At 57.6% G+C, this 20,197-nt stretch carries 17 protein-coding genes and 3 tRNA genes; 18 read left to right on the forward strand and 2 right to left on the reverse strand.

What is annotated here, in order from left to right:
• The first annotated feature begins 35 nt into the window (after nucleotides 1-35).
• From rlmE to F8N43_RS22485, 16 genes are all read left to right on the forward strand, one after another.
• The gene (gene rlmE, locus F8N43_RS22410) at nucleotides 36-665 is read left to right on the forward strand and encodes a 23S rRNA (uridine(2552)-2'-O)-methyltransferase RlmE (RefSeq protein WP_007900501.1); all 630 of its coding nucleotides are present in this window, start codon (nucleotides 36-38) and stop codon (nucleotides 663-665) included.
• 202 nt (nucleotides 666-867) lie between these two features.
• A complete protein-coding gene (gene ftsH / locus F8N43_RS22415; protein ID WP_150633540.1) occupies nucleotides 868-2,778 on the forward strand; it encodes an ATP-dependent zinc metalloprotease FtsH in 1,911 nt (636 codons plus the stop codon).
• Between the two features lie 8 nt (nucleotides 2,779-2,786).
• Entirely contained in the window at nucleotides 2,787-3,638 is an 852-nt protein-coding gene (gene folP, locus F8N43_RS22420) for a dihydropteroate synthase (RefSeq protein WP_150654391.1), read from the forward strand.
• 16 nt (nucleotides 3,639-3,654) lie between these two features.
• A complete protein-coding gene (gene glmM / locus F8N43_RS22425; RefSeq protein WP_150654392.1) occupies nucleotides 3,655-4,992 on the forward strand; it encodes a phosphoglucosamine mutase in 1,338 nt (445 codons plus the stop codon).
• A 66-nt stretch (nucleotides 4,993-5,058) separates the two neighbouring features.
• Nucleotides 5,059-5,814 carry a triose-phosphate isomerase gene (tpiA, locus tag F8N43_RS22430; RefSeq protein ID WP_150654393.1) on the forward strand — a complete coding sequence of 252 codons (756 nt, stop codon included), beginning with the start codon at nucleotides 5,059-5,061 and terminating at the stop codon, nucleotides 5,812-5,814.
• 4 nt (nucleotides 5,815-5,818) lie between these two features.
• Nucleotides 5,819-6,202 (forward strand): preprotein translocase subunit SecG, encoded by a 384-nt coding sequence (secG, locus tag F8N43_RS22435; RefSeq protein ID WP_017336473.1) that lies wholly within the window; start codon nucleotides 5,819-5,821, stop codon nucleotides 6,200-6,202.
• 22 nt (nucleotides 6,203-6,224) lie between these two features.
• Nucleotides 6,225-6,310, forward strand: a tRNA-Leu gene (locus tag F8N43_RS22440).
• A 96-nt stretch (nucleotides 6,311-6,406) separates the two neighbouring features.
• Nucleotides 6,407-6,483: transfer RNA gene (locus tag F8N43_RS22445), tRNA-Met, on the forward strand.
• Between the two features lie 138 nt (nucleotides 6,484-6,621).
• Complete coding sequence (gene rimP, locus F8N43_RS22450; protein ID WP_010463487.1) at nucleotides 6,622-7,080, forward strand: ribosome maturation factor RimP; 459 nt, start codon at nucleotides 6,622-6,624, stop codon at nucleotides 7,078-7,080.
• A 47-nt stretch (nucleotides 7,081-7,127) separates the two neighbouring features.
• Nucleotides 7,128-8,609, forward strand: coding sequence for a transcription termination factor NusA (gene nusA, locus F8N43_RS22455; protein ID WP_150654394.1), 1,482 nt, complete (start codon nucleotides 7,128-7,130; stop codon nucleotides 8,607-8,609).
• A gap of 27 nt (nucleotides 8,610-8,636) precedes the next feature.
• Entirely contained in the window at nucleotides 8,637-11,168 is a 2,532-nt protein-coding gene (gene infB, locus F8N43_RS22460; RefSeq protein WP_150633536.1) for a translation initiation factor IF-2, read from the forward strand.
• 159 nt (nucleotides 11,169-11,327) lie between these two features.
• On the forward strand, nucleotides 11,328-11,729 hold the full coding sequence (gene rbfA, locus F8N43_RS22465) for a 30S ribosome-binding factor RbfA (RefSeq protein ID WP_008149016.1): 402 nt from the start codon (nucleotides 11,328-11,330) through the stop codon (nucleotides 11,727-11,729).
• A gap of 3 nt (nucleotides 11,730-11,732) precedes the next feature.
• Nucleotides 11,733-12,650 carry a tRNA pseudouridine(55) synthase TruB gene (gene truB / locus F8N43_RS22470; RefSeq protein WP_008024455.1) on the forward strand — a complete coding sequence of 306 codons (918 nt, stop codon included), beginning with the start codon at nucleotides 11,733-11,735 and terminating at the stop codon, nucleotides 12,648-12,650.
• A gap of 117 nt (nucleotides 12,651-12,767) precedes the next feature.
• On the forward strand, nucleotides 12,768-13,037 hold the full coding sequence (gene rpsO / locus F8N43_RS22475) for a 30S ribosomal protein S15 (protein WP_003176135.1): 270 nt from the start codon (nucleotides 12,768-12,770) through the stop codon (nucleotides 13,035-13,037).
• Nucleotides 13,038-13,232: 195 nt separating this feature from the next.
• Nucleotides 13,233-15,338, forward strand: a complete 2,106-nt coding sequence (gene pnp / locus F8N43_RS22480; RefSeq protein ID WP_007942868.1) for a polyribonucleotide nucleotidyltransferase — start codon at nucleotides 13,233-13,235, stop codon at nucleotides 15,336-15,338.
• A gap of 140 nt (nucleotides 15,339-15,478) precedes the next feature.
• Nucleotides 15,479-15,554, forward strand: a tRNA-Thr gene (locus tag F8N43_RS22485).
• Between the two features lie 7 nt (nucleotides 15,555-15,561).
• On the opposite strand, the gene F8N43_RS22490 is transcribed toward F8N43_RS22485, so the two are convergent.
• Complete coding sequence (locus tag F8N43_RS22490; protein ID WP_150633533.1) at nucleotides 15,562-16,110, reverse strand: hypothetical protein; 549 nt, start codon at nucleotides 16,108-16,110, stop codon at nucleotides 15,562-15,564.
• A 316-nt stretch (nucleotides 16,111-16,426) separates the two neighbouring features.
• Here F8N43_RS22490 and F8N43_RS22495 point away from each other — a divergent pair, with 316 nt between their 5' ends.
• Nucleotides 16,427-16,732, forward strand: a complete 306-nt coding sequence (locus tag F8N43_RS22495) for a DUF6388 family protein (RefSeq protein ID WP_150633532.1) — start codon at nucleotides 16,427-16,429, stop codon at nucleotides 16,730-16,732.
• A 51-nt stretch (nucleotides 16,733-16,783) separates the two neighbouring features.
• Here F8N43_RS22495 and nadC read toward each other — a convergent pair whose 3' ends face one another.
• On the reverse strand, nucleotides 16,784-17,632 hold the full coding sequence (nadC, locus tag F8N43_RS22500; protein ID WP_150633531.1) for a carboxylating nicotinate-nucleotide diphosphorylase: 849 nt from the start codon (nucleotides 17,630-17,632) through the stop codon (nucleotides 16,784-16,786).
• Nucleotides 17,633-17,992: 360 nt separating this feature from the next.
• On the opposite strand from nadC, the gene F8N43_RS22505 reads away from it, so the two are divergent.
• Complete coding sequence (locus tag F8N43_RS22505; protein ID WP_150654395.1) at nucleotides 17,993-20,197, forward strand: DUF1631 domain-containing protein; 2,205 nt, start codon at nucleotides 17,993-17,995, stop codon at nucleotides 20,195-20,197.

The raw sequence follows: 20,197 nt of genomic DNA on the forward strand, positions 1-20,197 counted from the left end.
CCAATTAATCACGACCCTTATCATCGAGGTGCCCAATGGCGCGTTCCAAGACAAGCCTTGGTTGGCTGAAAAGACATGTCAATGATCCCTATGTGAAGCAGGCGCAGAAGGATGGTTACCGCTCGCGTGCGAGTTACAAGCTTCTGGAGGTCCAGGAGAAATACAAGCTGATCCGTCCGGGTATGAGCGTTGTCGACCTGGGCGCGGCGCCCGGCGGCTGGTCGCAGGTCACTAGTCGGCTGATCGGTGGTCAGGGGCGTCTGATCGCCTCGGACATCCTGGAAATGGACAGCATTCCGGACGTGACTTTCATCCAGGGTGACTTCACCCAGGACGAAGTGCTCGCTCAGATCCTTGAAGCCGTGGGTAATTCGCAGGTGGACCTTGTGATTTCCGATATGGCCCCCAATATGAGTGGTACGCCTGAGGTGGATATGCCAAAAGCCATGTTTCTATGTGAGCTGGCTCTCGATCTGGCGGCTCGGATACTGAAGCCGGGTGGTAATTTCGTGATCAAGGTGTTTCAGGGCGAAGGGTTTGATGCTTACGTGAAGGACGCTCGTCAGAAATTCGACAAGGTCCAGATGATCAAGCCGGACTCTTCCCGTGGCAGTTCCCGCGAGCAATACATGCTGGCTTGGGGCTACCGCGGCCGTAGTGAGTAAATCGAGGTTTTTTTGCGGGTCGATAGGATTTTCGTATTTCGCCCTGTGGGAAATAGCGAATATTGTGTAGGAAGTGTTTCACAAAGGGTTACAGACGGCGCCTGCCAGTGTTGTAGGTAATGTAGTAAGTTAGGCCGGTGAATATCATGCGAAGCGCGCGCCATTAGCGGCGCTTGCTTCAGAGGGTAGTTAATTGAACGATATGGCAAAGAATCTGATCCTGTGGTTGATCATCGCGGCTGTCCTCGTGACAGTGATGAACAACTTCTCCAGCCCTAACGAGCCGCAGACCCTCAACTATTCCGACTTCATCCAGCAGGTCAAGGATGGCAAGGTCGAGCGCGTAGCCGTTGATGGCTATGTGATTACCGGTAAGCGCAATGATGGCGACAGCTTCAAGACCATTCGTCCTGCGATCCAGGACAACGGTCTGATCGGCGATCTCGTGGACAACCACGTGGTAGTCGAAGGCAAGCAGCCTGAACAGCAAAGCATCTGGACTCAGCTCCTGGTCGCGAGCTTCCCGATCCTGGTGATCATCGCCGTCTTCATGTTCTTCATGCGGCAGATGCAGGGCGGTGCCGGAGGCAAGGGCGGGCCGATGAGCTTCGGCAAGAGCAAGGCGCGCCTGCTCTCCGAAGATCAGGTGAAAACCACCCTGGCTGACGTTGCCGGTTGCGACGAAGCCAAGGAAGAAGTCGGCGAGCTGGTCGAGTTCCTTCGCGATCCGGGCAAGTTCCAGCGTCTGGGTGGTCGCATTCCTCGTGGCGTGCTGATGGTCGGTCCTCCAGGTACCGGTAAAACCTTGCTGGCCAAGGCGATTGCCGGCGAAGCCAAAGTGCCGTTCTTCACCATTTCCGGTTCCGACTTTGTCGAAATGTTCGTCGGTGTCGGTGCCAGCCGTGTTCGCGACATGTTCGAGCAGGCCAAGAAGCACGCGCCATGCATCATCTTCATCGATGAAATCGACGCCGTCGGTCGCCACCGTGGTGCCGGTATGGGCGGTGGTCACGACGAGCGCGAGCAGACTCTCAACCAGTTGCTGGTGGAGATGGACGGCTTCGAAATGAACGACGGCATCATCGTCATCGCCGCAACCAACCGTCCGGACGTACTGGACCCGGCGTTGCTGCGTCCCGGCCGTTTCGACCGTCAGGTTGTGGTCGGTCTGCCGGATATTCGCGGTCGTGAGCAGATTCTCAAGGTCCACATGCGCAAAGTGCCAATGGGTGACGACGTCGCTCCGGCCGTGATCGCTCGTGGTACGCCTGGCTTCTCCGGTGCCGACCTCGCCAACCTGGTGAACGAGGCGTCGCTGTTCGCTGCCCGCACCGGCAAACGCATCGTCGAGATGAAAGAGTTCGAGCTGGCGAAAGACAAGATCATGATGGGCGCAGAGCGCAAATCCATGGTCATGTCCGAGAAAGAAAAGCAGAACACCGCTTATCACGAAGCAGGCCACGCCATTGTGGGTCGCGTCGTGCCTGAGCATGATCCGGTCTATAAGGTGTCGATCATCCCGCGCGGTCGTGCGCTGGGTGTGACCATGTTCCTGCCGGAAGAAGATCGCTACAGCCTGTCCAAGCGTGCGTTGATCAGCCAGATCTGCTCTCTGTACGGCGGTCGTATCGCTGAAGAAATGACCCTGGGCTTCGACGGTGTGACCACCGGTGCGTCCAACGACATCATGCGCGCCAGCCAGATTGCACGGAACATGGTGACCAAGTGGGGGCTGTCGGAAAAACTCGGTCCGTTGATGTACGCCGAAGAAGAGGGCGAAGTGTTCCTCGGTCGCGGCGGCGGCGGTCAGAGTGCAAGTTTCTCCGGTGAGACAGCCAAGCTGATCGACTCCGAAGTGCGCAGCATCATTGACCAGTGCTACGGCACTGCCAAGCAGATCTTGACGGATAACCGTGACAAGCTCGATGCCATGGCTGATGCCCTGATGAAGTACGAAACGATCGACGCCGATCAGATCGACGACATCATGGCGGGTCGTACGCCTCGCGAACCTCGCGACTGGTCGGGCGGCAACGGTACCTCCGGAACGCCTCCGGTGGTGCAGGACGAGCGTCCGGAAACACCGATCGGCGGTCCGGCTGCTGACGTTTAAGGTTTGAAATGACTTCTGTTCAGTCCTCGACCCGGTTGCCTTGCGGCAACCGGGTTCTTGATTTGGCCCAGACGCATGTCATGGGCATTCTCAATGTCACCCCCGATTCCTTTTCCGATGGCGGCCAATACAGTCAGCTCGATGCGGCCTTGCGCCACGCCGAAGCCATGGTGTTGGCCGGCGCGACGCTGATTGATGTCGGTGGCGAATCGACCCGGCCCGGTGCCAGGGTGGTTTCGCCGCTCGAAGAGTTGGAGCGCGTAGCGCCGATTGTCGAGCGCATCAACCGCGAGCTGGATGTGATTATCTCGGTAGATACCTCCACGCCAGCGGTCATGCGCGAGGCGGCGCGGCTGGGTGCGGGTTTGATCAATGACGTCCGTTCGCTGCGTCGAGAGGGGGCTTTGGATGCGGCGGCTGCCACGGGATTGCCAGTCTGTCTGATGCACATGCTTGGTGAGCCGGGCGACATGCAGGACAATCCGCATTATCAGGACGTCACCCGAGAGGTTGGCGAGTTTCTTTTCGAGCGCATGGCGCAGTGTGCATCTGTCGGAATTCCGGCTGAGCGGATCATTCTGGATCCGGGTTTCGGCTTCGCCAAAACCTTGCAGCACAACCTGAGCTTGTTCAAACATATGGAAGCCCTGCATGTCTTGGGGCGGCCCCTGTTGGTCGGGGTATCGCGAAAGAGCATGATAGGTCAGGCCTTGAATCGCCCGGTCGGAGAGCGACTGCATGGCGGTTTGGCACTCGCGGCGCTGGCTTCATTCAAGGGGGCGCGTATATTGCGCGTCCATGATGTGGCCGAAACCGTCGATGTGGTGCGGATGATCGCCGCAGTGGAATCAGCCGAATAAGAATGATGGAGCACTTATGACTAAGAAATACTTTGGCACCGACGGCATTCGTGGTCGGGTCGGCGAATACCCGATTACTCCTGAATTCATGCTCAAGCTCGGTTGGGCTGCGGGCATGGCGTTCCGCAAAATGGGCGCCTGCAAAGTGTTGGTAGGCAAGGACACCCGGATCTCCGGGTACATGTTCGAATCGGCGCTCGAGGCCGGGCTGACTTCGGCGGGTGCCGACGTGATGCTCCTGGGCCCGATGCCGACGCCGGCCATTGCCTATCTGGCGCGTACGTTCCATGCCGAAGCCGGGATCGTGATCAGTGCTTCGCACAATCCTCATGATGACAATGGCATCAAGTTTTTCTCCGGAAAGGGCACCAAGCTGCCGGATGAAGTCGAGCACATGATCGAAGAATTGCTCGACACCCCGATGACGGTGGTTGAGTCGAGCAAGATCGGCAAGGTGTCGCGAATCAACGACGCCTCGGGCCGCTATATTGAATTCTGCAAGAGCAGCGTGCCGACCGGCACCAGCTTTTCGGGCCTGAAGATCGTGATCGATTGCGCTCACGGTGCGACCTACAAGGTAGCGCCTAGTGTGTTCCGCGAATTGGGCGCCGACGTCGTTGTGCTTTCCGCGCAGCCAAACGGCCTGAACATCAATGAAAACTGCGGTTCGACCCATATGGGTCAGTTGCAGGCTGCCGTTCTGGCCGAGCATGCCGATCTGGGTATTGCTTTCGATGGTGATGGTGACCGGGTCCTGATGGTCGATCACACCGGCGCTATTGTCGATGGGGACGAGCTGCTGTTCATCATTGCCCGCGACTTGCATGAGCGAGACCTGTTGAAAGGCGGTGTGGTCGGGACTTTGATGAGCAACCTGGGGCTGGAGCTGGCCCTCGCGGATCTGTCGATTCCTTTTGTGCGTGCCAACGTCGGTGACCGTTATGTGATCGCGGATCTGCTAGAGCGCAATTGGCTGGTCGGTGGTGAGAACTCGGGTCATATCGTTTGCTTCAATCACACCACCACTGGTGACGCGATCATTGCTGCGTTGCAGGTGCTGATGGCATTGAAGACTCGTTCCGAGGGGCTGGCTCAGGCCCGTCAGTCGCTGCGCAAGTGTCCTCAGGTCTTGATCAACGTGCGTTTCGGTGGTGGTGCGAGCCCGCTGGATCATCCGTCGGTCAAGGAAGCCAGCGAGCGCGTTACCAAGGCCATGGCTGGGCGTGGGCGCGTGCTGTTGCGCAAGTCTGGGACCGAGCCGTTGGTGCGTGTGATGGTCGAAGGCGAGGACGAAACACAGGTTCGAGGCTACGCCGAAGAGCTGGCAAAACTGGTTACTGAAGTTTCTGCCTGAATTCGGCTTGCCAGCCATGATTGTGTTGGGTAACATCTGCGCCCACTTTGACCGACGAGGTACAGCATGCGTCGCCCTATGGTAGCTGGTAACTGGAAGATGCACGGTACCCGCGCCAGCGTCGCTGAGCTGATCGAAGGCTTGCGTAATTTGGCCTTGCCGAGCGGTGTTGATGTAGTGGTATTCCCGTCTTTCTTGCATGTCAATCAAGTGATTGATGGTCTGGAAGGCAAGTCGATCAAGGTCGGCGCGCAGAACGCTGCGGTGGAATCGAAGCAAGGTGCATTGACCGGTGAAGTTGCGCCGAGTCAGTTGGCCGATGAAGGTTGTTCCCTGGTGCTTGTCGGGCATTCCGAACGCCGCCAGATCATCGGTGAGAGTGATGAAACACTGATTCGCAAGTTCGCAGCAGCACAGGAATGTGGCTTGATTCCAGTGCTGTGTATAGGGGAAACCCTCGAGCAGCGAGAAGCCGGTAAAACGCTTGAGGTTGTTGGGCATCAGCTCGGCAGCGTCATCGAGAAGCTGGGTGTCGGTGTTTTTGCAAAGGCAGTAATCGCTTACGAGCCGGTCTGGGCCATTGGCACCGGGCTGACTGCTTCGCCGCAACAGGCGCAGGATGTGCATGCAGCCATTCGCGCTCAGTTGGCGGCAAAGAATTCTGAAGTCGCACAAGGTGTGCGGCTTCTATACGGCGGCAGCGTGAAGGCGGCCAATGCGGTCGAACTGTTCGGCATGCCGGATATCGATGGGGGGCTCATTGGTGGAGCTTCCCTGAATGCAGATGAGTTCGGTGCGATTATTCGCGCCGCGGGAAACTGAAAAAATGCTGGAAACAGTCGTAGTCGTTTTTCATCTGCTGGGTGCATTGGGCGTAGTTGCTCTGGTTTTGCTGCAGCAGGGTAAAGGTGCGGATGCTGGCGCGTCTTTCGGAGCAGGTGCTTCAAATACTGTGTTCGGAAGCCAAGGTTCCTCTACCTTTCTTAGTAAGTTTACTGCTATACTTGCCGCCGGTTTCTTCATAACCAGCTTAGGGTTAGGTTACTTTGCTAAAGAGAAAGCTCACCAGCTGACTCAAGTAGGTTTGCCAAACCCGGCAGTGTTGGAAGTTCCAAAGCAACAACCGGCTTCTGATGATGTCCCGGTGCTTCAAGAGCAAAAGTCGGCTACTCCAGCGACTGACGTGCCTCCAGCTCAAGAGCAAAAGTAAGAAGGGTTTCAAACGTAGTATTGCCGAGGTGGTGGAATTGGTAGACACGCAACCTTGAGGTGGTTGTGCCCATAGGGTGTAGGGGTTCGAGTCCCCTTCTCGGTACCAATTATCAGGAGAGCCCGCTGTTGCGGGCTTTCTTGTAGGTGGAAGGTTACATTGACCCTGTCAGGGATCGGTCGTATACTTCCGCCCCAGCTTTGTCGCGGGGTGGAGCAGTCTGGTAGCTCGTCGGGCTCATAACCCGAAGGTCGTCGGTTCAAATCCGGCCCCCGCAACCAGTTTAAGGAGCCCCTTTTAAGGGGCTTTTTGTTAGCTGGACACTTTCTACGCCGCTGTTCGACGGCGTTTCAAGGATGGGCGTTTCGCCCATTTTTTTATTTTGCATAGCATGCACATACATGCACGAGGGGGTTCAGGTGTCGAGCAAGCTAGAAGAGTTGCAGGCCTTGTTGGCCCCGGTGGTCGTGGCCCTAGGCTATGAATGCTGGGGTATTGAGTTTTCGGCTCAAGGTCGCCACTCAATGTTGCGCGTTTATATTGATAAGGAAGGCGGCGTGTTGGTGGACGATTGCGCCATCGTCAGCCGTCAGATCAGCGGTGTCCTGGATGTTGAAGATCCAATCGCCGTTGAGTACACCCTTGAAGTTTCCTCGCCTGGCATGGAACGCCCGCTGTTCACTATTGAGCAGTTTGCAAAATTTGCCGGTGAACAAGTGAAGATCAAGCTGCGCTCGCCTTTTGAAGGGCGACGCAACTTTCAGGGCCTTCTGCGCGGTGTAGAAGAGCAGGACGTCGTGGTGCAGGTTGAAGACCATGAGTTCCTGTTGCCGATCGATATGATCGACAAGGCCAACATTATTCCCAGTTTTGACTGAGACGCGGATCCCGCGGATCCAATGGCTTGCGAAAGGCGAGGCGTACGATGAGCAAAGAAGTACTGCTGGTTGTTGAGTCGGTATCCAATGAAAAGGGCGTACCGGCAAACGTGATTTTTGAAGCGCTGGAGCTGGCTCTGGCCACTGCTACCAAAAAGCGTTTCGAGGACGAAGTCGATCTGCGTGTGGAAATCAATCGCCACACCGGTGCTTACGAGACATTCCGTCGCTGGACGGTTGTCGAAGAAGCAGACCTGGATGATCCGGCCATCGAAACCTGGCCTAGCAAGGTTGCCGAAACGCACCCTGGCGCCCAGGTTGGTGATGTAGTCGAAGAAAAAATCGAATCCATCGAGTTCGGCCGCATTGCTGCACAGACTGCCAAGCAAGTCATCGTGCAGAAAGTTCGCGAAGCCGAGCGCGCTCAAGTCGTTGACGCCTATCGCGAGCGCCTGGGGGAAATCATCTCCGGCACCGTGAAGAAAGTGACCCGCGACAACGTGATCGTCGACCTGGGCAACAACGCTGAAGGGTTGCTGGCTCGTGAAGACATCATTTCTCGCGAAACCTTCCGTGTTGGCGTGCGTCTGCGTGCGCTGCTCAAGGAAATCCGCACCGAGAACCGCGGCCCGCAGCTGATTCTGTCGCGTACCGCGCCGGAAATGCTGATCGAGTTGTTCCGCATCGAAGTGCCGGAAATCGCTGAAGGCCTGATCGAAGTAATGGCTGCCTCCCGTGACCCGGGTTCGCGCGCCAAGATCGCGGTCCGCTCCAAGGACAAACGCATCGACCCGCAGGGCGCTTGCATTGGTATGCGCGGTTCGCGCGTCCAGGCAGTGTCGGGTGAGTTGGGCGGTGAGCGTGTGGACATAGTCCTGTGGGACGACAACCCGGCTCAGTTCGTAATCAACGCCATGTCCCCGGCTGAGGTTGCGGCAATTATCGTTGACGAAGATGCCCATGCAATGGACATCGCCGTTGGCGCAGACAATCTGGCTCAGGCCATCGGTCGTGGTGGTCAGAACGTGCGTCTGGCCAGCCAATTGACTGGCTGGACCCTGAACGTGATGACCGAATCGGACATCCAGGCTAAGCAGCAAGCAGAAACCGGCGACATCCTGCGCAACTTCATCGACGAGCTGGAAGTCGACGAAGACCTGGCACAGGTGCTGGTAGATGAAGGTTTCACCAGCCTGGAAGAGATTGCCTACGTACCGTTGGAAGAAATGCTCAACATCGACGGCTTTGACGAAGAAACCGTCAACGAGCTTCGCGCTCGTGCCAAGGATCGTTTGTTGACCAAAGCCATCGCTACTGAGGAAAAGCTGGCAGACGCCCATCCGGCCGAAGACCTGCTCTCGCTTGAGGGTATGGACAAGGATTTGGCGATGGAACTGGCGGTGCGCGGCGTAATTACCCGCGAAGACCTGGCCGAGCAGTCTATTGACGACCTGCTCGACATCGACGGCATTGACGATGATCGTGCCGGCAAGTTGATCATGGCCGCCCGAGCCCACTGGTTCGAGTAATTAGGCGCGGCCTGAGGAGAGAAATGCATGACGCAAGTCACGGTGAAACAACTGGCCGATGAGGTCAAAACACCGGTAGAGCGCCTGTTGCAGCAGATGCGTGAGGCAGGTCTGCCGCACACCGCCGCCGAAGAACATGTGACTGACAGTGAGAAGCAATCTTTGCTGACTCACTTGAAAAGCAGCCACAAGGCGAAAGTGGAAGAACCACGCAAGATCACACTGCAGCGTAAAACCACCAGCACTCTGCGTGTTGCTGGCAGCAAAAGCATCAGTGTTGAAGTCCGTAAAAAGAAAGTTTTCGTACAGCGCAGCCCGGAAGAAATCGAAGCCGAGCGCAAACGCGAACTGGACGAACGTCGCGCAGTAGAAAATGCTGCTCGTCAGAAGGCTGAAGAAGAAGCCAAGCGTCGCGCCGAAGAAGAAGCGCGTCGCCAGCCTGCTGCTGCGCAAACCGGTACCAACGACGCTGTTGCGGCGCCGGTTGCCGTTGCCGAACCAGTGCGTGAAAGCGCTCCGGTTGTTGCAGCTGCACCAGCTCCGTCTGCTGACGTTCGCAACAAGCAGAACGAACAGCGCCGTCCGGACAAACCACGTGCCGACGATAACAATCGTCGCAGCGGTGGTGGCGACGGCGAGCGTAAAAACGCTCCGCATCGTGCCTCGGTCAAAGAGAAAGCGCCTGCTCCACGCGTTGCTCCACGTACTACCGACGAAGAAAGCGATGGCTTCCGTCGTGGTGGTCGCGGCAAGGCCAAGCTGAAGAAACGCAACGCTCACGGTTTCCAGAGCCCAACCGGCCCTGTCGTGCGTGATGTGCAGATTGGCGAGACCATCACTGTTGGCGATCTCGCCAATCAGATGTCGGTCAAGGCTGCTGAAATCATCAAGTTCATGTTCAAACTGGGTACTCCAGCGACCATCAACCAGGTGCTTGATCAGGAAACTGCTCAACTGGTAGCCGAAGAACTGGGCCACAAAGTGACCCTGGTCAGCGACACCGCCCTGGAAGATTCCCTGGCCGAGTCCCTGAAGTTTGAAGGCGAGACGTTCTCCCGTGCGCCGGTTGTGACCGTCATGGGCCACGTTGACCACGGTAAAACCTCGCTGCTCGACTACATCCGTCGTGCCAAGGTAGCTGCTGGCGAAGCCGGCGGTATCACCCAGCACATCGGTGCATACCACGTTGAAACTGATCGCGGCATGGTCACTTTCCTCGATACCCCGGGTCACGCCGCGTTTACCGCAATGCGTGCCCGTGGTGCCAAGGCGACCGACATCGTGATCCTGGTGGTTGCAGCGGACGACGGCGTGATGCCGCAGACCATTGAAGCCGTTCAGCACGCCAAGGCTGCCGGTGTTCCACTGGTTGTTGCAGTGAACAAAATCGACAAGCCGGGCGCTGATCTCGATCGCATCCGTAGCGAACTGTCGGTTCACGGCGTGACCTCGGAAGAGTGGGGCGGCGACACCCCGTTCGTATCGGTTTCGGCGAAAGTCGGTACTGGCGTGGACGAGTTGCTCGAAGCTGTTCTGCTGCAAGCCGAAGTTCTGGAGCTGAAAGCAACTCCATCGGCTCCAGGCCGTGGCGTTGTGGTTGAATCGCGTCTCGACAAAGGTCGTGGCCCGGTTGCTACCGTTCTGGTTCAAGACGGTACCCTGCGCCAAGGCGACATGGTCCTGGTCGGTTCGAACTATGGCCGTGTACGTGCCATGCTTGACGAGAACGGCAAGCCAATCAAGGAAGCCGGTCCTTCCATCCCTGTCGAGATCCTCGGCCTGGACGGTACCCCGGACGCTGGCGATGAGATGAGCGTGCTGTCGGACGAGAAGAAAGCCCGTGAAGTGGCTCTGTTCCGTCAAGGCAAGTTCCGCGAAGTCAAACTGGCCCGTGCTCACGCCGGCAAGCTGGAAAACATCTTCGAAAACATGGGCCAGGCAGAGAAGAAGACGCTCAACATCGTCCTCAAATCCGACGTCCGTGGTTCGCTGGAAGCGTTGAACGGTGCCTTGAACGGCCTGGGTAACGACGAAGTGCAAGTGCGTGTTGTCGGTGGCGGTGTCGGTGGTATCACCGAGTCCGACGCCAACCTGGCACTGGCCTCCAACGCTGTACTGTTCGGCTTCAACGTGCGTGCCGATGCCGGCGCTCGCAAGATCGTCGAGCAGGAAGGTCTGGATATGCGTTACTACAACGTGATCTACGACATCATCGAAGACGTCAAGAAAGCCCTCACCGGTATGCTGGGCAGCGATGTTCGCGAGAACATCCTGGGTACCGCTGAAGTGCGTGACGTGTTCCGTTCGCCGAAGTTTGGCGCGATCGCCGGTTGCATGGTTATCGAAGGTGTTGTTCACCGTAACCGTCCAATCCGTGTACTGCGTGATGACATCGTTATCTTCGAAGGCGAGCTGGAATCCCTGCGCCGCTTCAAGGATGACGCTTCCGAAGTACGTGCCGGCATGGAATGCGGTATCGGCGTGAAGAGCTACAACGACGTCAAAGTCGGTGACAAAATCGAAGTCTTCGAGAAGGTGCAGGTTGCTCGCAGCCTCTAACTCGCGCACTTCAAGGGCCACGATGGGCCGCGGCATGCAAATGCGCGGCACAGCGTCAGGACTCTAAACGCAACGCCCGGTCTGGCTTTTGTCAGGCCGGGCGTTTGCCGCTTTCAGACCCCACGGGTTTCACCGTGAGGCAGTAACAGGTAACAAGACATGGCAAAAGAATACAGCCGTACCCAACGTATCGGCGATCAGATGCAGCGTGAGCTGGCACAACTGATCCGTCGTGAAGTCAAAGACCCGCGCGTCGGCCTGGTCACCATTACCGCTGTTGAAGTCAGCCGTGACGTCGGTCACGCCAAGATCTTCATCACCGTGATGGGCCAGGACAACGCCGAGGACATCGCGCAAAGCATCAAGGTGCTCAACTCCGCCGCCGGTTTCCTGCGTATGCAGTTGGCTCGCGAAATGAAGTTGCGCAGCGTTCCTCAGTTGCATTTCCACTACGACGAAAGCGTCGTGCGTGGCGCGCACCTGTCGGCCCTGATCGAGCGTGCGGTGGCTGAAGACAATCAGCACCCGGTTGCGGCAGAAGCCGAAGACACCAAGGAGTAATCGGTGGCTCAGGTCAAACGTATCCGTCGTAACGTCAGCGGCATCATCCTGCTCGACAAACCGCTGGGGTTCACCTCCAACGCGGCGTTGCAGAAGGTTCGCTGGTTGCTGAACGCCGAGAAAGCCGGGCACACCGGCAGTCTCGATCCGCTGGCCACCGGCGTGTTGCCGTTGTGCTTCGGTGAGGCCACCAAGTTCTCGCAATACCTGCTCGATTCCGACAAGGGTTACGAAACCCTGGCTCAACTGGGCAAAACCACCACCACGGCGGATGCCGAAGGTGAAGTTTTGCAGGAGCGGCCGGTGACCGTTGGTCGATCCGATGTCGAAGCAGTACTGCCAAAATTTCGCGGGCAAATCAGTCAGATACCGCCGATGTACTCGGCGCTCAAGCGTGATGGCCAGCCGTTGTACAAGCTGGCGCGTGCAGGCGAAGTAGTGGAGCGCGAACCGCGTTCTGTTACTATTGCGCGCTTGGAATTGCTGGCCTTTGAAGGTGATACTGCGCGGCTTGCGGTGGATTGCAGCAAAGGCACCTATATCCGCACCCTGGTGGAGGATATCGGTGAGCAACTCGGTTGTGGCGCCTACGTTGCAGAATTGCGACGTACCCAGGCCGGGCCTTTCACGCTGGCGCAGACTGTCACGCTCGAAGAGCTGGAAGCGGTACATGCCGAAGGCGGCAATGAAGCGGTTGATCGCTTCCTGATGCCATCGGACAGCGGCCTGCTGGATTGGCCACTGCTGCAGTTCTCGGAAGCGAGCGCGTTCTACTGGCTCAACGGCCAGCCGGTTCGCGCCCCGGATGCTCCGAAGTTCGGCATGGTACGGGTACAGGATCACAATGGTCGCTTCATCGGTATCGGTGAAGTGAGCGAAGACGGGCGCATCGCGCCACGTCGACTGATTCGGTCAGAATGACCGGACGAGGGTGGCTGTTAACAGGCACGGTCACTACTCATTTTTAGATACAGGGATTTGTCCCTGGCCTGTTGAAACTGTTTTTCTGAAACAGTTTCCTGATAAAAGGATTGCCTCATGGCTCTCGACGTTCAAGAAAAAGCTCAAATCGTAGCTGACTACCAGCAAGCTGTTGGTGACACTGGTTCGCCAGAAGTGCAAGTTGCACTGCTGACCCACAACATCAACAAGCTGCAAGGTCACTTCAAGGCCAACGGTAAAGATCACCACTCCCGTCGTGGTCTGATCCGCATGGTAAACCAGCGCCGTAAGCTGCTGGACTACCTGAAAGGCAAGGATCTGGGCCGTTACCAGGCTCTGATCGGTCGCCTGGGTCTGCGTCGCTAATCAGCGATTGCGCTAGAGGTTGGTTGTTTGCCGTGTGTCAGTGGGATTCCCGCTGGCCCATGGCAGGCTCCCAGCCTCAAGTTTTATCTGGATACACGTTTTACCCTGGACAGGCGTTGGGCCGACTCCCGACATTGCCCAAGAATTTCGCAAGAAGACAAGTTCCCCAAGAGCCACAAAAGAAGGTAGGACACCGTGAACCCGGTAATCAAAAAATTCCAGTTCGGTCAGTCGACCGTTACCCTCGAGACTGGCCGCATCGCCCGTCAGGCCTCCGGCGCAGTATTGGTCACCGTTGACGACGACGTCAGCGTGTTGGTGACTGTTGTCGGTGCCAAGCAAGCCGATCCAGGCAAGGGCTTCTTCCCTCTGTCCGTTCACTACCAGGAAAAAACTTACGCTGCCGGTAAGATCCCTGGCGGTTTCTTCAAGCGCGAAGGCCGTCCTTCCGAGAAAGAAACCCTGACTTCCAGACTGATCGACCGTCCGATCCGTCCGTTGTTCCCGGAAGGCTTCATGAACGAAGTGCAGGTTGTCTGCACCGTCGTTTCCACCAGCAAGAAGACCGATCCGGACATCGCTGCGATGATCGGTACCTCGGCTGCGCTGGCCATCTCCGGCATTCCTTTCGATGGCCCGATCGGCGCTGCCCGCGTTGCGTTCCACGAAAGCACCGGCTACCTGCTGAACCCGACTTACGAACAACAGAAAGCTTCGAGCCTGGACATGGTCGTTGCCGGTACTTCGGAAGCCGTTCTGATGGTTGAATCGGAAGCCAAAGAGCTGACCGAAGACCAGATGCTGGGCGCAGTACTGTTTGCTCACGACGAGTTCCAGGTGGTGATCAACGCCGTCAAAGAACTGGCCGCCGAAGCTGCCAAGCCGACCTGGACCTGGGCTCCACAGCCAGAAGCCACCGCTCTGCTGGGCGCTATCCGTGCCGAGTTCGGCGACGCGATCTCCCAGGCTTACACCATCACCATCAAGGCCGACCGTTACGCTCGTCTGGGCGAACTGAAAGACCAAGTGGTTGCCAAGCTGTCCGGTGAAGAAGGCCAGCCTTCTTCCAGCGAAGTCAAAGCCGCTTTCGGCGAAATCGAATACCGCACCGTTCGCGAAAACATCGTTAACGGCAAGCCACGTATCGACGGCCGCGACACCAAGACCGTACGTCCTTTGAACATCGAAGTCGGTGTTCTGCCAAAGACCCACGGTTCGGCGCTGTTCACCCGTGGCGAAACCCAGGCTCTGGTCGTTGCAACACTGGGTACTGCCCGTGACGCACAACTGCTGGATACCCTGGAAGGCGAGAAAAAAGACCCGTTCATGCTGCACTACAACTTCCCTCCGTTCTCGGTAGGTGAGTGTGGTCGCATGGGTGGCGCTGGTCGTCGCGAAATCGGTCACGGCCGTCTGGCCCGTCGTTCGATTGCAGCCATGCTGCCTGCTGCCGACGTGTTCCCGTACACCATCCGTGTTGTATCGGAAATCACCGAGTCCAACGGTTCGAGCTCCATGGCTTCGGTCTGCGGCGCTTCCCTGGCACTGATGGACGCCGGCGTTCCGATGAAGGCACCGGTTGCCGGTATCGCCATGGGTCTGGTTAAAGAAGGCGAGAAGTTCGCCATCCTGACCGACATCCTGGGCGACGAAGATCACCTCGGCGACATGGACTTCAAAGTAGCCGGTACCGCCAAAGGTGTTACCGCGCTGCAGATGGACATCAAGATCAAAGGCATCACCGAAGAAATCATGGAAATCGCTCTGGGCCAAGCCCTGGAAGCGCGCCTGAACATCCTCGGCCAGATGAACCAGATCATTGGCCAGTCGCGTACCGAACTGTCGGAAAACGCTCCGACCATGATCGCGATGAAAATCGACACCGACAAAATCCGTGATGTCATCGGTAAAGGCGGCGCGACCATTCGTGCGATCTGTGAAGAGACCAAGGCTTCGATCGACATCGAAGACGACGGCTCGATCAAGATCTTCGGCGAAACCAAGGAAGCGGCTGAAGCAGCACGTCAGCGCGTTCTGGGCATCACCGCAGAAGCTGAAATCGGCAAAATCTACGTTGGTAAGGTTGAGCGCATCGTCGATTTCGGCGCATTCGTCAACATCCTGCCTGGCAAGGACGGTCTGGTTCACATCTCGATGCTGAGCGACGCTCGCGTTGAGAAAGTGACCGACATCCTGAAAGAAGGCCAGGAAGTGGAAGTTCTGGTACTGGACGTGGACAACCGCGGCCGCATCAAGCTGTCCATCAAAGACGTAGCAGCAGCCAAGGCTTCGGGCGTTTAATCACCCCCCCACGCCTGACCGCTTCAACGTTATGAAAAATGCCCCGCCGTGAAAACGGCGGGGCATTTTTTTGTCTGCGAAAACTGGAAACGGTTCGTGGATTTGCCCGCTGCCAGTCCCGATGCTAGGTTTAGCTCACCGCCCGTGTAGCTCAGCCGGTAGAGCAGCGCACTCGTAACGCGAAGGTCGCAGGTTCGATTCCTGTCTCGGGCACCATTCCCTGTTATTTCACCTTCCTGCTCAGATCATCAACGGTGCGCTTGAGCTGATCAATCGTTCGGTCCTGATCGCTGACTTCCCGCTTCAGGCTGGACAAGTCATTTGAACTCGAGCTGGAACTTGAACCGGCGCTACGCTTCAGGTCTTCCACTTGGCTGGCGAGTTTTTTCAGGTCTTTATCCTGTTCCTCAACGGTACGCTTGAGGCTGGATATTTCGTTGGAGCTCGAACTGGAGCTGCTGCCGCTGTTGCGTTTGAACTCTTCGATGAGGCGTGCCTGGTCGCTAACGGTTTTCTTCAGGGAGTCGATTTCAGCGGTATTGGTTTTAACCGTGCCCTTTAACTTTTCCAGTTCATTGACACCCAGCTGGGTGTTGACCAGCACGCTCTTGCCATACGAGTTGTGGAGGGCGACGAGCGTATCGCCATAGGACGGATTGTCGAAGCTAAGCTCGATGGCTTGAGCCGTAACGGGCAAGGCGAGAGTGCCGAGCAAAAGGGCGGCCATGCCGGTTGCAAACAGGGTAGACGGAAGCTTCGAGAAATTGCGCATCACCTGAGTTCCTTGTGAAGTGCCTGGATGGCACATCGCTATGACGTTGCGTTTTGAGGCTTGTTCCTGTGTGGCGAGGGAATATTTTCAGAAAGACCGCTCAACGGTTTTTTTGTAGATTTGGTGTAAAAGTCCATATAAATCGTCTTCCAAACGTCCTATATTCGGACCTTGCACGAGCATCACCCTGCAGTTTTCAAATGATCCACGAATGGTTCTGAAGGCCAGACAAACCGGGCTTCACACGGTTTTTTGCGTCAGAGAGATCCTTGATGATCCAGATCCATCTTCCATTCCCCCGATCAGCGAGAACGACATGACCGTTAAAGAATTGACCCAGGAAGCCAGGCACGCCGAAGCGCTGAAGAAGTACGTGCTGGACGCGCCCCAACTGCTGGAAGAGATCAAGGACTTGCCCGCCGACGATCAGAAAGACCAGATTCAATGGGCGTTCGAGGATGAAGCAGAAGCCCAGGGCTTGCAGCCGTGGGAACTGACGCTCAAGTACACCTCGAGCCCGGAAGAATTCGAGGTGGCACGCCTGGCGCTGCACAAGGAGGCGGCCGAGGTATTGGGCGTCGAGTGGGAAGAGTACTGCGAGATGAACAATCTGGTGGTCTGACAAAAACGCCAGCCTCAATGAGGCTGGCGTTTTTCATTCAGCAAGGCGTAATCAGAGGCTTAAACGCATCGACAGATCGACAGCCTTCACATCCTTGGTCATCGCACCTATCGAAATGTAATCCACCCCGGTTTCTGCGATCGGCAGCAACGTGCTTTCATTGATGCCGCCGCTGGCCTCCAGTTTTGCCTTGCCGCCATTGAGGCGCACGGCCTCGCGCATGTCATCCAGGCTCAACTCGTCGAGCATGATGATATCGGCGCCGCCCGCCAGTGCTTCCTTCAGCTCGGCCAGGCTTTCCACTTCGATCTCTACCGGTTTGCCCGGGGCAATCTTGTGCGCGGCACTGATCGCCTCAGGGATGCCACCGCAGGCGGCGATGTGGTTTTCCTTGATCAGGAAGGCGTCGTACAAGCCGATGCGGTGGTTGTGGCAGCCGCCGCAGGTTACGGCGTACTTTTGCGCAAGGCGCAGGCCCGGCAGGGTTTTGCGGGTGTCGAGCAGCTTCACCTGCGTCTGGGCGACGAAATCCGCCAGGTATTGCGCGCGAGTGGCCACGCCGGAGAGCAACTGCAGGAAATTCAGGGCGCTGCGTTCGCCTGTGAGCAGCGAACGGGCGGGGCCTTCGAGGTGGAACAGCGCTTGATTGGGCTTCACCCGTTCGCCATCGCGCACCTGCCAATGCACGGCAACGCGCGGGTCCAATTGCCGGAAAACCGCATCAACCCACGCGGTGCCGGCGATGACTGCGGCGTCACGGGTGATGATGGTGGCTTTGGCCAGGCGTTCAGCCGGGATCAGTTGCGCGGTGATGTCGCCGCTGCCGATGTCTTCGAGCAACGCGCGGCGCACGTTGGCTTCGATTTCGGCGGTCAGATCGGCGAGACGTAGATTCGGCATAACGGACTCCACAAACAAAGTGGCCCGATTATAGGGCTATGGCGCGGGGCAACCCAAGGCGCGCGAGACCTTCCGTGCGCTCTGAAACCTGCATTTGGTCGATTCTCTTGGGCCATCGAGGTTAAGCGGCGGTCCTCTACACGCGTCTATTTCAAAGAGAAGCAAAGAGTCTGCTGGCACCCAGGACATCTTTTGCAAGATAATGTGCCTTGCATTTGACGTCATGACTTTGACGTGTCCTTGGTTCGCCGATTATTGAATGACTGCGCACGGGCATTGTCTTCTGTTGCGCGTGGCTGTGAGGCTGCCGTACCCGATTGTTCTAACCGAACCGAAGAATCACCGTTTCAGGAGGCCAGGATGCACAACGACGGGAATGTAGTGCCTTTGCACAAGGCTGCTACCGATAAGGCGAGTCACTCGCCGCTCGCCCGCCTGCCTGTCATTCTGCTTCAGGTTCGCGACAGGGCTGGTCAACAGCTCAGGCATGCTCTGCAGGAACTGTTCGATAACGCCGACGACACGCTGTTCGAAATGGCTGACCGGGCTCGCGATGACGTCGAGCAGAACATCTTTTTTGAAGCCATGCGCGACTTGCGCCTCAAGCGCAAAAATATCGAGCGGGTGTTTCTCGAGCAATTCTTCGAGGCGTTTGTCGGTCTCACAGGTAATATTCAGACGGTTTTGCCCCAGGCATTCGATACCCCGGCGCAACAGTCCGGCGATGACCTGGAGCGTCGCGTAGCGGTGGAGGCCATGGTCAATAAAGTGCTGAGCCGCGACGGTTTTGCGCTTGATCAATTGACCGCCCGACTCAGCACGTTGCTGAGCAAGACGCTGGTGACTGCGCACAATCCGCTGGGCCCGGCGATGCTCTGTGAGTATTTCATGCAGGCTGGCCGCAACCTGGGGGTCGAGATCAAGGTCAAGCTGATCATCCTGAAGCTTTTCGAACGCTATGTGCTCAGCGATGCCGACCAGCTCTACACCGAAGCCAATCAGATATTGATCGCCACCGGGATATTGCCCGACCTGAAGCCTGCTCCGAATCGGCGTGCCATTGATCGTGCGCAGGCCAGTGCCCGTGCCGACCCCGTCGAGGCTGGCAATCGTTGCCACAGCACGCCAATCGACGACAGCGTGCAGGAAGTGTTCGCGGCGTTGCAGGAATTGCTGTTCCACGTGCGTGGCAGTGTCGCGCCAACGCTGGAGACCAGTGCTCAGGCACTGCCGATATCCACCCGCGACCTGCTGCGACTGCTCTCGCACTTGCAGCAGTACGTGCCGGCCCCGGCGGTGCAGGACGACTTCGACCTGCGAAACCAGCTTGAGCAACTGCTGACCCGAGTCAGCGTCAAAAGCGGCAAGTCGCGCGTGGTCGGTGTCGCTGACGAAGATGTGATCAACCTGATCGCCATGCTTTTCGAATGCATCCTCGATGATCGCAATCTGCCGGACTCTCTCAAGGCGCTGATCGCGCGCTTACAGATCCCGATGTTGAAAGTGGCCGTGCTCGACAAGAGTTTCTTCAGCCGTTGCAGTCACCCGGCCCGCCGTCTGCTTAACGAAATTGCCGCCGCGCCCTTGGGCTGGGGCGAGTGCGATGACCATGAGCGCGACAGTTTGTACCTGCGCATCGAGCAAGTGGTGCAGCGTTTGTTGAACGATTTTGTCGACGATCCGGCGATCTTCTCCGAATTGCTGGCGGATTTTCTCGCGTTCACCAGCGACGAACGCCGTCGTAGCGAGTTGTTGGAGCAGCGTACCCGCGACGCCGAAGAAGGCCGCGCCAAAACCGAACTGGCCCGGCAACGCGTCGAGCTGGCCTTGAATCAGGCACTGTTGGGCAAAGTGCTGCCGCAACGGGTGGTGGCGTTTGTTCAGGACGCCTGGAGCCAGGTGCTGCTGCTGACCTGCCTCAAGCACGGCGATCAGTCCGCCGAGTGGCATGCCGATGTGCAAACCATGGAGCAATTGATCTGGAGCGTGCAGCGTCATGACGACGTTGACGCAAGCCTGCGTCTGTTGGCGCTGGTGCCGGGGTTGCTCAAGTCCTTGCGCGAAGGGTTGAACCGTTCGGCGTTCGATCCGTTCGCCACCGGCGAGTTTTTCAGCGAGCTGGAAGGCTTGCACGTTCAACTGTTCGAGCGAGCGGACCAGGCCCCAACCGCCACCAACCCTGCCGATGCGCCGCTGATGGTTGAAGTGCGCGAAGAAATCGTCCTGCTCACCGGCGACGAAGGGCCGTTCGAAACGGCCTCGGTGCACTTGCCGGCGGATGATCCGGGGCTGCTTCAAGTCGATCAGTTGCACACGGGTTGCTGGGTCGAATTTCAGGAAGATGAGGAAAACACCTTGCGCTGCAAGCTCGCCGCGATCATCGAAGCCACGGGCAAGTATATTTTCGTCAACCGCACCGGCATGAAAGTGCTGGAGCGCAGCCGTACCGGGCTGGCGCTGGATTTTCGTCGTGGCGCGGTGCGCACCCTTGACGACACCTTGCTGTTCGATCGGGCCCTGGAGTCGGTGGTCGGCAACCTGCGACGACTCAATCGCGGCAAGTGA

The sequence above is a fragment of the Pseudomonas fluorescens genome, from assembly GCF_902498065.1.
Classification (GTDB): domain Bacteria; phylum Pseudomonadota; class Gammaproteobacteria; order Pseudomonadales; family Pseudomonadaceae; genus Aquipseudomonas; species Aquipseudomonas fluorescens_BJ.